Here is a 13,367-nt window from a genome sequence, read left to right on the forward strand (position 1 = left end):
GGTGTTTACTTGATGAGGTTTTCAACCTTGGCGATCACGTTTTCGACAGTGAAGCCGAAGCGATCCCAAAGAATCTTGGCCGGAGCGCTTTCGCCGAAACGATCGACGCCGAGCACGTCGCCCTTGCCGGAGAAATACTTCCACCAAAGGTCGCTCTTAGAAGCTTCCATCGCCAAAACGGGCGTACCCGGTGTGAGCACCGACTCGCGGTATTCGCGCGACTGGCGATCGAAGCGGTTCGTACAGGGTATCGAAACGACGCGCACCTGAATGTTGCGGGCGGTAAGTTCCGCGCGCGCAGCCATCGCGAGACCGACTTCCGAGCCCGTGGCAAGGAGAATGACGTCGGCTTCGCCGGCGCCCGCGGGCGCATCGGCAGCCACGTAGCCGCCCATGGCGATTGCGTCGGCATCCACTTCGTCGCGATCGATGAAGGGCACATTCTGACGCGTAAAGATGAGGCTCGAGGGACCGTCGCGGCGCTCGATGGCGCTCGCCCAAGCGACCACCGTTTCAACGGTGTCGGCAGGACGCCAAACATCCATGTCGGGGATAAGACGCAGCGACGGAACGTGCTCGACCGACTGATGCGTCGGACCGTCCTCGCCGAGACCGATGGAGTCGTGCGTAAAGACATTGATGACGCGCTGCTTCATGAGCGCGGACATGCGAAGCGCGTTGCGCGAATAGTCGCTGAACGTGAGGAAGGTCGCACCGTAGGGGATGAAGCCGCCGTAGAGAGCAATGCCGTTCAGAATGGCCGACATGCCGAATTCTCGCACGCCGTAGCTGATGTGACGGGCAAGGAAGTCGCCGGAATTGAGGCTCACGGACCCCGACCAGTTGGTAAGGTTCGACCCCGTCAGGTCGGCCGAGCCGCCGAGGAGTTCCGGAAGCGCTGGCGCGAGTGCGTTAAGCGCCTTCTGGCTCGCCTTGCGCGTAGCAACCGTTTCAGCGGCTTCAGCAGCGGCAGCAATGGCGTCAAGCACGACGCTATCCCAGTTGGCGGGAAGATCGCCCGCCAAGCGGCGCTTAAGTTCCGCAGCGAGTTCGGGGTATTCGGCTTCATAGGCGGCAAAAAGCTTCTGCCATTCGCCTTCGATGCGAGCGCCTTCTTTGCGGTGATCCCAGGCGTCGTAGACCTCCTGCGGAATTTCAAAGGGCGGATGTGTCCAGCCGAGCGCTTCGCGCGTCGCAGCAATTTCTTCGTCACCGAGCGCTTCACCGTGCACCTTGGCCGTACCGGCGCGATGCGGCGAACCCTTACCGATCGTCGTCTTAGCAATGATGAGCGTGGGCTTCTCGGTCGAGGCCTTCGCCTCGGCAATCGCACGGTCCATCGCGTCGATATCGTGGCCATCGACCGGACCGATCACGTTCCAGCCGTAGGCTTCGAAGCGGCCGCGCGTATCGTCGCGGAACCAGCCGCGCACATCGCCGTCAATCGAGATGCCGTTGTCGTCGTAAATCGCGATGAGCTTGTTGAGGCCCCAGACACCCGCAAGCGAGCACACTTCGTGGCTGATGCCTTCCATCAGGCAACCATCGCCCAAGAAGACGTACGTGCGGTTGTCGATGACGGGGAAGCCCTCGCGATTGAATTCCTTAGCGAGAAGCTTTTCGGCAAGCGCCATGCCGACACCGTTGGCAATGCCCTGGCCGAGGGGTCCGGTCGTCGTTTCGACGCCGGGCGTCACGTCGACTTCGGGGTGGCCGGGCGTCTTGCTGTGCAGCTGACGAAAGTTCTTGATGTCCTCCATCGAAAGGTCGTAGCCCGTCAGGTGCAGCAATGCGTACTGCAGCATCGAGCCGTGACCGTTCGAAAGAATGAAGCGGTCGCGGCCGATCCACTTGGGATCCGTCGGGTTGAAGCGCAGGTGACGAGACCAGAGCGCCGTCGCAATATCAGCCATGCCCATCGGCATGCCCGGGTGACCGGACTTGGCCTTTTGAACGGCATCCATGGAAAGCGCGCGAATCGCGTTCGCCATCGTCTGAGCGGAGACGTTTGACATCGAAAATTCCGAATAGAGGAAATAAAAAGAAACCATCGACTGAGAAACCCGCTAGGGCATTCTCAGTATGGCGGGCATTTTAATTCAGAGGGCCCGCACGTCGCGAGCTCTCTGTCGACTTTCCTCTGCGAAACGCACCGCGACGCCGCTCAAGCGAGCTTCAGTCGGTACTTCAGCTCCTCCCAAACAAAATCGACAGGCATCGATTGCAAACAGGCCGCAAGCGACGGATCCGGCCACAACGGACAACGCTGCTTGTGCCCGCTTCTGCACGATCTGCAGTCGATGTATTTCGGATGCTGAAGAACGGAAACGTTGCCGGATCGCTGCAGCGCCAAATCGTCGCGATACTTTCTCTCGCCGTGCTGAGGCGCCGGCCCCCAGTGCGCAACGGAGGTCGGCCCGAAAAGCGCAATCGTCGGACAGCCTGTCGCAGCTGCCACATGCACCGTTGCAGTGTCTACCCCGACAAATGCTTTAGCCCGTCGAATCAAAGCCCCCGTCTGCCCGAACGAGAGGCGACCGGAATAGTTACGGAAGTGCTCCGCGGCCCACCCATCGGAGACCTCCGCAATCTGCTTGGCCTCGTAGTCCGAACCACCGCCCGTAAATACGATGCGGAAGCCCGCCTCGATGGCTTTTTCGCCCAGCGCCCGCCACCCGGTATTGGACGCATTTTTGTCGGAATACTGGGAACAAAGGTGAAATACAACAAAGGGACCGTCCCCGAGATCCGCGAGAATCTCCTCGCTTAGCGGCGCGTTCGGCGCAACGGGATCCGGATGCGGCACCTCGTTAAGCAAAGGCTTTAAAACAACCGAAATGGCGTCGAGCTTGTGAATGCCGCCCAACTTCGGCACAAAGTCGGAAATGAAGAGTCGCTGCCAACCGTTCTGAGACTTGGCAGGCACATCAAACATCGACTGACGTCGGCCAGCCGCGGCTCCGTAAAGAAAAGTACGAGTACTTTGATGCGTAATGATCGACCAGTCGAATTTTTTCCAGACACTGGCCATTTCCTTGAGCTGCTTCAGGTAGCTCGGCTTCGCTTCCACTCCGATCACGCCATCGAGAATGTCGATGCCCTCGAGAATCGGCAGATTGCGCTTGAAGGTGAGCATCCAGACCTCGGCGTCCGGCATTTTTTCTTTGACGGCACGCGCCAAAGCTGCCGAAACAACACAGTCCCCCAAATAACGCATGGAAACGATCAGTACCCGCATGAGCAAAATCCGCTGTTAGCTGACGAAAGCCGTATTGTGTGCATTTTCTTCCGGATACGTCAAAGCCTCGACAAGACGAGCGAACACATTTACCCTACGCGGCATTTAGTACGCCCTGAGGATCCCAATGGCCAACCCGCGCTTTTTTATTGACGAGCCCGACGAATTTTTCTCCGGCCGCATCCTTCTGCCAGCTAACGCGGCCAAGCATGCCGGCCGCTCGCTCAGACTCGCGAGCGGTGAAATCGTTGACGTCTTCAACGGTCGCGGCCGGCTCTGGCGCGGCCCGATCGGCTTCTCGAACGAGAGCGCCTGGGTTGACATCAATGAGGTCGAAGCGCCGCAAACGGAGTCGCCGTTACGTATCACGCTCCTACAGAGTTTCGTTTCTCCCGAAAAAACGGAATGGATCGTTGAAAAGGGCGTTGAAGCCGGTATGCACGAATTCGTATTTGCGCCCGCTGCACGCTCGGTCACGAAGCTCTCGGGCGAACGGCTGGAAAAGCGCTTGCAGCGGCTTCGCGACATTGCGCGCGCAGCCGCTGAACAATGCGGCAGAAACGTTGTTCCGGCGATTCGTGCCTATCCGTCGCTTTCAGCCGCCTTTTCTGATTCGACGGCCGAGTTGAAGCTCGTGCTTGCGCCGGGCGCAAACGCGGGAACGCCCCCAGAACGTCTGAGACCCGGTCTCGCATCGGTCGCCGTTGCCATCGGCCCCGAAGGCGGCTTTAACGCAGAGGAGATTGCTGCTGCCGAATCCTTCGGCTGGCGGGCACAACTATTGGGCCCGCGCGTGCTGCGCACGGAAACGGCGGGGCTTGCAGCCGCGGTTTGGCTGCAGACGCTTGCGGGCGACTACCCGCGCCGCTGATGAGATGATTGGAGGTAAGGCGCGGGCGCCGATAGCAAGCGGCGCCCCGACTCTCAGTTGACCTCGACGGCCTCGGACTTCTTGCCTTTTGCCGAGTCAAGCTTCGTTTCGGCGACGCGCCTCTTCTCGCTCGCCGAATCGCTGCGCACGGACTCCCGAACGGCGAGCGGCGCACTCGCCGAAGCCTCGTCGCGAAGATCGTCGGAAGCATCCCGGGCTTTTACAGAAACGTCGGCCCAGTGCGAATAATCGAGACTCGCAACCACGACGTTCTTGCGGTAGCTCGGCCCACTCTGCTTGGTTCTAAGGAGCTTCACAGCCCCATTCGAGTCACCGGAAGCCGCAACCAAGAGACGACTGCGCTCTTGGAGCACCTTGGCGCCGTACCCATAATCGGTTTTGTGATTGGCCGCACCGCTATACCATTTGAGCGCTTTGGTGACGCTCCCGGTGCGATTGATGAGCGACTTCAGAATGCTCGTACCGACGACCATGTTCGGGTAGGGTTCGAAAGCTGCGGATCGACCGCCAAACGCCTTGAACTTTTCCTGGTGCACTTTAGTCATCACCTGCATCAGGCCTTCGGCCCCCGCTTTGCTTTTCGCTTTGGGATTAAAGCTCGACTCCGTCCCCACGACGGCGAGGATAAGAAGCGGATCGACATCGAGCCCCGCACCTACCTCCAGCGACCAGCCGACCATCTGCCGCGCCTCTTCGAGCGGCACGCGGTAGCTTCGGCTCACATAAGCGGCAACGCCTTCGCCAGCAGCATCGAGCGCATGGGGATCGTCTGCTTCGTCTGCAGAAAGCCTGTCATTGTCCCACCGGGAAACGACTGACGGCGACTCATCCGTCAATGAGGGCGGCAACGGCTCCATTTCGCTCGCGATCACCATTTCGATCGAGTCGGCCGCGGGCACCTCGTCGTCAGGCTGTTCGGCACCGGCAGCAAAAAAGACAAGCACTGAGGCCACAAGCATTGCGGGCACGGCGAAACCGCCCAAGAAGGGCTTCTTTGGCGCACCCGCCTGCGCGAGCGGCCGCCACGTCTCGCGGGGCTCGGCACATCGGTCGGTCAGTATTTTGTCTTTCTTTTTCATCAATAGCGTGTCGTTTGGCGGACGCGTCCTCACTCGCGTCAGGTTCGAGCCTAACAGAAAATACGAAAGCGTCGGATTTTACTAAATGAGTGAAATTCCTGCTTTCTTTCTCTTCCTGCCGTCAATCAGCACATTATCTTTTTGATTTTTAGGGAGTTTTCTTCAAGTATTTTTAGCCGCAAGAAAGCAATCACCTTTCAGAATTCGAAAAGTGAAGCGTTGCTTCACTGCCGCTCGCTGTGCATAAAATGTCCGTTATGCACGACATCTTTAGAGAGCGCAAGAAAGTGCTGAGATGACTGCCCAAAAGAGCAGCAAACCGTCGAACTATAGTTGCGGAGGACCACCATGAAGCGCAGACCCATTCACCGAGGCGGCATTCTCTCAGCGGGCTACGATCCGACGCGCCGCTGGCTGGATGTTGAATTTGATACGCACCGCATTCTTCGATGCGAAAACGTCGGTCTTGAAACTGCCGAACGCTTCCTCGGCTCGGCGTCGCCGATGAGCTACTGGAAGGACGAGCTCGAAGAGAACTACACGATTCGTGAGATTTCGGACAAGGAAAGTCAGGCCGCAGGCAGCAAGCCCAAAAAAAGCATTGACGACCTGAAACGCCTCTTCGGCGACCTGTGATAGCCGAATTCGTTGCTTTCCCAAAGGCCTCTGACGCGCCGCAGCTCAGAGGCCTGATTTTTTAGGCCTGCACCGAGCCCAAACTGCTTCGTTTACGCAGAAATACCAAAAAAGACAGTCGCGAGTCCGAGGAAGATCAGGAAACCGCCCGAGTCCGTCATGAAAGTAAGCAGCACGGAGCCGCCCATCGCGGGGTCACGACCGAGCTTCTTCAAAACAAACGGTACGGCAAGCCCCACAACTGCACCCTGCAGCATGTTGAGGAACATGGCCAACGCCATCACGATGCCGAGTTTCTGCCCCTCGGGCGTATCCCAGTAAAGCGCCCAAGCGAGCAAGCCCGCAATGCAGCCCCAGATGAGGCCGTTGAGAATCGCAACGCCCACCTCTTTACGCCAAATATCCGCCGTGTTCGAAAGCGTCACTTGCCCCATGGCGAGCGAGCGGACCAAGAGCGTGAGCGTTTGATTGCCGGAATTGCCGGCCATCCCGCCCACAATCGGCATCAAGGCCGCGAGCGCCACAACGCGCTCAATGGTGCCGTCAAACGCGGAAATGACGCGTGAAGCAAAGAAGGCCGTACACAGATTGACGCCGAGCCATAGCCAGCGGCTCTTTGCCGACGACCAGACGCTGCCGAAAAGGTCCTGTTCATCATCAAGACCCACCGCACCGTAAGCGTCCTCTTCGCTTTCTTCACGAATGACGTCAACGATTTCGTTGACGGTGAGTCGACCGACCAAGCGCCCGGTTTCATCAATGACGGCTGCCGACACCAAGTCATAGCGCTCGAACGCCTGCGCAGCCTCGCTCACGTCATCGAGCGGATTGAGCGTGAAGCTTTCCGTGTGCATGATCCGACGAACTTGTTTCGTCGGGTCGCTCGTCAAAATCTGCGCAACCGAAAGCGTGCCCTTCAGGATCCCGCGTCGGTCCACTACAAAGACTTGGTCCATGTGGTCGGGCAGCGTCTTATAGCGGCGCAGATAGCGAAGAACCATGTCGATCGTGACTTCTTCGCGAATCGACACCATCTCGAAGTCCATGCGCGCACCGACGCTCTCTTCCGGGTACGACATGGCCGCGCGCAGCTGTGCGCGCTCTTCGTGCGAAAGGCCTTCCTGGACCTCCGCCATAACGTCGGGCGGCAGGTCGTCGACAAGGTCGGCGATCTCGTCGGTATCGAGCGTTTCGACCGCGTCGACGAGCTCGCTGCGGTCCATTGCGTCAATCAGGGTCTGACGAACGCCCTCATTGACTTCAAGAAGAATGTCGCCGTCGGAGTCACTGCGAACTTGGTTCCAAACGGCCAAGCGCTCGTCGAGCGGCAGGGCCTCGAGCACCCAGGCAATGTCGGCCGGGTGCAGCGGTTCGAGGACTTCCTTGAGAAGATATGCCGCCGCCGGCGTTATCGGCAGCGCTTCGTCGTTCTTGTCGGCATTGTGAACGGGGCAGTCTTTTGTGCGCTCTTCGTCCTCATCAAAAATCTGCTGGACGCGCGCAAGCGCACGGCTCGCCTCATCGGAGTCGAGCGTAAGCGCAGAAGCATCAGACTCTTCGACGGTCGTCTCTGCCGTGTGACGCTCTTCCTTTTCGTCATCGCTCGGGCTGGCGGACATCGTCGACTCCTTCCGTTTAGACGCCGGTTTCTTTCTTCAACTCAAAATCGGAACGGAAAGACCGACAGATCCGTCCCGACTCGACGCAGGCGAGAGGCTAACACATTGCAGTCAGCCTGTTGCCCTCTCTACTGTTACCGTGGACGATGTCTTTCTTTGGGTTCAATCGGTCCCGACGCAATTTTGCTCGGCATCCAAACCCCGTGCTCTCTAGAGAGTCCGGTCACGAGCAGTGAGTAACGATAAACAAACTTCTTCCACTGTCTCTCGATTTTCATTCGCCCAAAAAAACGAAAGTACTTTGGCAACGGGATAAACTCCGGCGTCCCGTATCCGTCAATAATCCAAAGCTTCAATGTCTCAATATCGCCAATGATATTTGCACCGTGTAGGTCAAGAACGATTATGTTCTTTTCCAACATTTCGTTTTTCAATGCCATCAAGGCATCTTCAACTTTTGCAAGATCCGTCAAGTAATATCGGCGAACGATATCGATCAACGATTTAATGTTATTGCCGACCAACAACTCTTGAACGAATCCAATATTCTCCTTATCTGAGCATCTACCAAAAAATTTCGGCATGAAACTCGGAGAAATACCCTTTGTGGTCAGATATTCGAAGTATTGAATTTCTCGAATCATCTGATTGGCTTTGGCTAAGGGACTGATCTTTAAAAGTTTTCCAGGGAATTTTTCACTGATATAGCAAACTTTGTCAGTCCCACGACTAAAATAACGATCAAAGTCGCTAATCTTAAAAGCGGGATTCTGGGCCATTTCAATCCGCCTTTCGTTCACGCAAACGCAACTGCGCCGCAGCCTTCAATCTTCCATAACGACGTTCAAACTTCGCCCAATGGGATTCTTCCTTACGACGTCGGCAAACATCAAACCAATATGGCAGCGGGATCGCCTCAGGTGTTCCATAACCATCGATCAGCCATAGATGCATATTGCTGACGTCAACCAAAATATTTTGTGCGTGAATATTGAGCACCAATATTTTCGAAGAAAGGATCTTTTCCTTCAATTCGGCCAATTTTTCTTCAATCAGACTCAAGTCATCTGCATGTAAATCAATATATTTCTGAAGAGGAATAATTGAATCACTTTTGACGAGCTGATGAACGTAGCCGATGTATTTGTCGTTCTTGAACCAGCCGTAATACTTCGGCATGAAGTCGGCCGTTCTTCCCAGACGTTCGAGGCGCTCAAGATACGAGACCTCGATTCTCATGGGACGGCAGTTCTCCAAAGGACTCACCTTGAGAATGCGGTCGGGATACTTCTCGCCCACAAAACAAACTTTGTCGGACCCCTTGGCAAAGTAGGTCGGATAATCCGCCATATCGACTTCAATTCTCATGATCGCGGCTCCAATTTTCCTTAATTTACCTGAGGAGCGGACGAATTCGCACCCTCTTCTGCAGACGCCGTCTCAGACGCTTCTGATGTTTCCTCTGCAGCTTCGGGCAGCGCCTCTTCGAGCTCTGCCTCGAACGCCGCTTCGTCTTCGGGCGAAAGCGACTCGTCGAGCACCTTCACGAGTTTGGCATCCATCACGAGGTCGATGAGGTCGCAACCCAGAATCTGCAGCTCGACCTTGCGCCCGCGCGGCAAATCTTCCGGAAGCCCCGGCACGCGCTGCATGAAGGGCAGCCCTTCGATGCGAACGAGGTCGCCCTTGACGACGATCGCCTCGATGCGCTTGAGGCCTTCCTGAATGATCCAGCGCAGCGACCAGTAGCGCTCCATGCGCGTCTGGAAGTCGCGATAGAGCGTGTAGAGCGCGTCAAACTGGCTCACAATCGTAAAGAGATCGACGTCGTTCCCCGCATAAACGGGCGACTCGCCCTTCAGAACCGCAATCATCTGGCGCTGATTGATGAGGTCGACGTAGCGGCGAAGCGGCGACGTGCTCCAGGCATAGCGCTCGACGCCGAGTCCGTCGTGCGGACCGGGCGAGGTGCTCATGCGAACGCGCCCCATGCGCTGAGAGCGGTAGATGCCGGCCGTGCCGTGCTCTTCGAGCCAGAGGCCCCAGGTTTCGTTCGCAAGAATCATGAGCTCGGCCACGAGGAGATCCAGGGGCGCACCGCGGCGGCGGCCCTTAACGTGGATCTTGGCGTCTTCGCCCTCGCCCTCGAGCGCAAAGAACCAATCGATGCGGCCGACCGGCTCGGGACGACCTCGCACTTCTTCGCGACGGTGCTGCAGGCGCTTGGCAAAGTGCCAGAGCCAGCCGATTTCGTGCGCGTAGGGAATATCAAGCGTATTGCTCTCGATCGCTTCTTCGGTTACGAGCGAATCGATCTTGTCGTAACGCAGGTTCTTTTTGACGGCAATGCGCTCGAGGCGCGTCTCGGTCGTTTCGATCGAGAAGGTCTCGTCCTTGACGGTGATGTAGAGCGAGAGGCACGGCACTTCGACGCCTTCGTCGAGCGAAAAGGCTTTCACCCAGTTTTCGGGCAGCATCGTCGTCTTGAGGCCGGGCGCATAGACCGTGCTCATGCGCGCACGCGCAACCGCGTCGAGCGCGTCGTCGCGCAGAATGCCGAGCGCGGGCGCGGCAATGTGAACGCCCACGCGCGTGCGACCGTCGCCCAAGTGCGTAACGCTCGCCGCGTCGTCGATTTCCGTCGTTTCCGAGTCGTCGATCGAAAACGCGTCGACGTCTGCAACGGGAAGGTTCGCCCAGCCGTCTGCGACGGGAGCAGGCAGATCCGCAGGGAAGCCGCGCCCCTTCGGGAAATTGATCGCGTAGAAGCTGTCGACGTGCCAGCGCCAGGGCGACGCAATGGCGCCGAGCGAAAGAAGGAGTCTAAGCGGCGTCTGGCGCGTCGCGGCCGCAGCGTCGGACAAAGCCTTCCACTCGATGCCGTTCTTGTCGGGCGCAATGAGAAGCATCATCGCGCGCTGACGAATCGCATCGGGAAGCGTCCCTTCCGTCATTTCCTTCACCCACTGCACCTTCTGCTCTTCCTGACGGCGCTTGCGCTCAAGCGCTTCGAGCGCCTTGGCAAGGATGTCGGCAGGCGCACGCCGGTAGCGGCCGCGTCCCTTGCGGTAGAAGTAAACGGGGTTGCCGTGCAGTGCGAGAAGGAGCGCTGCTTTTTCAACAGGCGAGGCTTCGCCGCCCCAGTATTCGGCCGCGAGCTCGTCAAAACCGAATTCGTCTTCGGGGGCCACCTCCCAGAGGAAGGCGGGGTCGAGCCCGGCGGCTTCTTCGGGCGCAGCCGTCATCAACGCCGCTGCGCTCGGCGACTCGAAAGAAAAGAAGACGTGCGAAGCTTTGATTTTCGTGCGGCGCCCCGTCGTGAGTTCCACCTGATAGGCGTTGCCGGTCTGCGTGAGCACCGTACCCGCCTTGAAGGCGCCGTCTTCTTCAAAGTAAAGATTCATCTTAAAGTCTCGTCAACCAGTCTTTCGGAGCCGCGCCCCGAGTCAATGCGTCCTCTATCGCGGCACACAAGCGCCGCGCGCCGTCCGCACACGCACCACCAAACCGAAAAGCATCTCGAAGCGGTGCGATGCGACACGATAGGGCGCCAAACGGAAAACCATTTATTTTGCCTGAAATAGGGCCTCACCAAATCGGATGAGGCGATGAAATTGACCGGATGGGCGCTGTGACTTTTTTAGCGCGACTCGTTCGCAGCATGATTTGGCGCGGCAAATCGCAGAATTTCGGGCACAAATGCCGCAAAGCGCGAAATGCGATGGTCGTCTCCGGTCGAGAGAACGATGCCTGCTCCCTGAAGCGACTGCCACGCGAGCCGCCAGTCGAGCACCTCGTCGGCGGTCGAAAGAATTGCGAGCGTGCGCTCGAGCGCTGTCGGCACGGGCGAGACAGCGTCGGCAAGCGAGCGGAAATCCTCGGCAAAGTGCTCGGCCACCGAAATACGGCGCTCGGTGCCGAAAATCGTCTGCTCGCCCGTTTCGCTTTGGACGAACGCCCACGGATTGAGGCAGGGGTTCAGCAGCACGACGGGCGCGCCCGTGATGTTGGCTAGCCGCCCGGCATAAAAGCCGCCGAGGCTCGAGCCCACGATCGTCATGCGCTCGCTCGGATAGGTCGCAGCGAGCGCGCGCAGGTACTCGTCCACCAAGCGGGGCGGCACGTTGAGGTCGGGCGCAGCCACTTCAAAGCGGATGCCGCGCGCTTCGCCCTCGGCCGCATTCCAGTCGGCCGCACCCCGCGCGAGCGCCGTTACCTTGGACGAAGCGGGCGAAGAAAGAAACCCGTGCAAATAAAGAATCGTGTGCGTGCCGCTACCCAAGCTACCCCAGCTACCCAAAGCGCGCTCCTGCGTCATGGCGTTTCCCCCGTACCCATGCCTATCAAAACGAGTGCCGCCTTTCGGCCCCTTTCGCGGCGAGCGACACTCCCAAAGTTCGCTGCGCCCGGAGGAGAACCATTTGGCAGAACGTCCCCTAGAGCGCAGCCATTGCATCACGCCTCTCGACCGCGCTCGGCTTGCGACGCACGCTGCGCTTCCTTTTGCGCGAGGCGCTCAAGGAGCCGCCCGTGAATGCCGCCGAAGGCGCCGTTACTCATGCAGAGAATCGCGTCGCCCGGGCGAGCCGCATCGACGATGTGCGTAAGAAGCGCCTCAAAGTCGTGCGTCGTATAGGCGCGATCGCCCAAGGGGGCAAGTGCTTCACCGGGCTCCCAGCGTACGCCCGCGCCCGCGTAGCAGAAAACCCGGTCCGCCTGAGCGAGCGACTCGGCCAGCGCCGCCTTCATCGTGCCGAGCTTCATCGTGTTGCTGCGCGGCTCGAGCACGGCGAGGAGCCGCCCGTTGAGGCCGAGCCTCTTCATGTTGTCTTTGACGGCGCCCACGGTCTCGCGAATGGCGGTCGGGTGGTGCGCAAAGTCGTCGATCACGGCGCACCCGTAGGCACGGCCCTTGACTTCCTGGCGGCGACGTACGCCCGGGAAAGCCGCGAGCGCCTCGAGCGCGCGCTCGGGCGAAACGCCGACGCTTCCCGCAGCGGCAACTGCCGCGAGCGCGTTAAGCGCGTTGTAGCGCCCCGGCATCGCAAGCCGGAGTTCACCCAAAATGCGTCCGTCGCGCGCAATGCGCCAGGGCGCGTCCGAGACGCCCCCGTCGTTCTCAAGGAGCGCCCAGCCGTTCTCGCTCTCGGGCGGCACGTCAAAGCGCTCGACCTTCGACCAGCAGCCGCGCGCGAGCACGCGGTCGAGCGCCGGCGCAAGCGCATTGGCAACGACGAGTCCCTCGCTCGGCATCGTTCGCACCAAATGATGGAACTGCGTTTCGATCGCTTCGAGATTCGGGAAGATGTCGGCGTGGTCGTACTCGAGGTTATTGAGAATCGCCGTGCGCGGACGGTAGTGCACGAACTTGCTGCGCTTGTCGCAGAAAGCCGTGTCGTACTCGTCGGCTTCGATCACGAAGGGCGAGAACGCCCGAGTTGCGTCGCCGAGCTTCGCGCTCTTTTCGCCCCAGGCGGGCACACCCCCGATGAGGTAGCCCGGATTCAAGCCCGCATGCGAGAGGATCCAAGCGAGCATGGAGGTCGTCGTGGTTTTGCCGTGCGTACCCGCTACGGCAAGCACATGCCGGCCCTGGAGAATGTTTTCGCTCATCCACTGCGGTCCGGACGAATAAGGGAGACCCGCATTGAGAATCGCTTCAAGGAGCGGATTGCCGCGCGAAACGGCATTGCCCACAATCCAGAGATCGGGCTTTACGGCAAGCTGATCAACGCCGTAGCCTTCAATCAGTCCGATACCCGCCGCTTCGAGCGCGTCGCTCATCGGCGGATAGACGTTCTTGTCGCACCCCGTGACGGTGTGGCCCGCCTCGCGGGCAAGCTGCGCGACGCCGCCCATGAAGGTGCCGCAAATGCCGAGAATATGAATATGCATGGTTCGTG

11 protein-coding genes are annotated in these 13,367 nt (G+C 59.0%); 2 read left to right on the top strand and 9 right to left on the bottom strand.

All coding sequences use genetic code 11. The features are described from left to right. Positions 1–5 precede the first annotated feature (5 nt). Both tkt and H6A60_RS01980 read right to left on the bottom strand, forming a co-directional pair. Positions 6–2,015 (bottom strand): transketolase, encoded by a 2,010-nt coding sequence (tkt, locus tag H6A60_RS01975; protein WP_205101749.1) that lies wholly within the window; start codon positions 2,013–2,015, stop codon positions 6–8. A gap of 149 nt (positions 2,016–2,164) precedes the next feature. Beyond that, positions 2,165–3,238 carry a glycosyltransferase family 9 protein gene (locus H6A60_RS01980; RefSeq protein WP_205101750.1) on the bottom strand — a complete coding sequence of 358 codons (1,074 nt, stop codon included), beginning with the start codon at positions 3,236–3,238 and terminating at the stop codon, positions 2,165–2,167. A 127-nt stretch (positions 3,239–3,365) separates the two neighbouring features. Here H6A60_RS01980 and H6A60_RS01985 point away from each other — a divergent pair, with 127 nt between their 5' ends. Further along, positions 3,366–4,109, top strand: coding sequence for a 16S rRNA (uracil(1498)-N(3))-methyltransferase (locus H6A60_RS01985; RefSeq protein ID WP_205101751.1), 744 nt, complete (start codon positions 3,366–3,368; stop codon positions 4,107–4,109). A gap of 53 nt (positions 4,110–4,162) precedes the next feature. Here the strand turns inward: H6A60_RS01985 and H6A60_RS01990 are convergent, their stop codons facing one another. Next, positions 4,163–5,209 carry a lytic transglycosylase domain-containing protein gene (locus H6A60_RS01990; protein WP_239477526.1) on the bottom strand — a complete coding sequence of 349 codons (1,047 nt, stop codon included), beginning with the start codon at positions 5,207–5,209 and terminating at the stop codon, positions 4,163–4,165. Positions 5,210–5,557: 348 nt separating this feature from the next. Here H6A60_RS01990 and H6A60_RS01995 point away from each other — a divergent pair, with 348 nt between their 5' ends. Beyond that, positions 5,558–5,845 (top strand): KTSC domain-containing protein, encoded by a 288-nt coding sequence (locus H6A60_RS01995; protein WP_205101752.1) that lies wholly within the window; start codon positions 5,558–5,560, stop codon positions 5,843–5,845. 92 nt (positions 5,846–5,937) lie between these two features. Here the strand turns inward: H6A60_RS01995 and mgtE are convergent, their stop codons facing one another. The 6 genes from mgtE to mpl all read right to left on the bottom strand — a co-directional run bounded on the left by mgtE (position 5,938) and on the right by mpl (position 13,359). Next, positions 5,938–7,464, bottom strand: coding sequence for a magnesium transporter (mgtE, locus tag H6A60_RS02000; RefSeq protein WP_205101753.1), 1,527 nt, complete (start codon positions 7,462–7,464; stop codon positions 5,938–5,940). Positions 7,465–7,598: 134 nt separating this feature from the next. Continuing rightward, the gene (locus H6A60_RS02005) at positions 7,599–8,243 is read right to left on the bottom strand and encodes a YrbL family protein (RefSeq protein ID WP_205101754.1); all 645 of its coding nucleotides are present in this window, start codon (positions 8,241–8,243) and stop codon (positions 7,599–7,601) included. A 1-nt stretch (position 8,244) separates the two neighbouring features. Next, positions 8,245–8,832: a YrbL family protein gene (locus H6A60_RS02010; protein WP_205101755.1), complete on the bottom strand. Its 588-nt coding sequence runs from the start codon at positions 8,830–8,832 to the stop codon at positions 8,245–8,247. A gap of 20 nt (positions 8,833–8,852) precedes the next feature. Further along, the gene (locus H6A60_RS02015; protein ID WP_205101756.1) at positions 8,853–10,868 is read right to left on the bottom strand and encodes a ribonuclease catalytic domain-containing protein; all 2,016 of its coding nucleotides are present in this window, start codon (positions 10,866–10,868) and stop codon (positions 8,853–8,855) included. 236 nt (positions 10,869–11,104) lie between these two features. Beyond that, positions 11,105–11,782: a YqiA/YcfP family alpha/beta fold hydrolase gene (locus H6A60_RS02020; RefSeq protein WP_205101757.1), complete on the bottom strand. Its 678-nt coding sequence runs from the start codon at positions 11,780–11,782 to the stop codon at positions 11,105–11,107. Positions 11,783–11,919: 137 nt separating this feature from the next. Then, positions 11,920–13,359, bottom strand: coding sequence for a UDP-N-acetylmuramate:L-alanyl-gamma-D-glutamyl-meso-diaminopimelate ligase (mpl, locus tag H6A60_RS02025; RefSeq protein WP_205101758.1), 1,440 nt, complete (start codon positions 13,357–13,359; stop codon positions 11,920–11,922). Positions 13,360–13,367 lie beyond the last annotated feature (8 nt).

The organism is Sutterella massiliensis (assembly GCF_016899755.1).
Taxonomy (GTDB): domain Bacteria; phylum Pseudomonadota; class Gammaproteobacteria; order Burkholderiales; family Burkholderiaceae_F; genus Sutterella; species Sutterella massiliensis.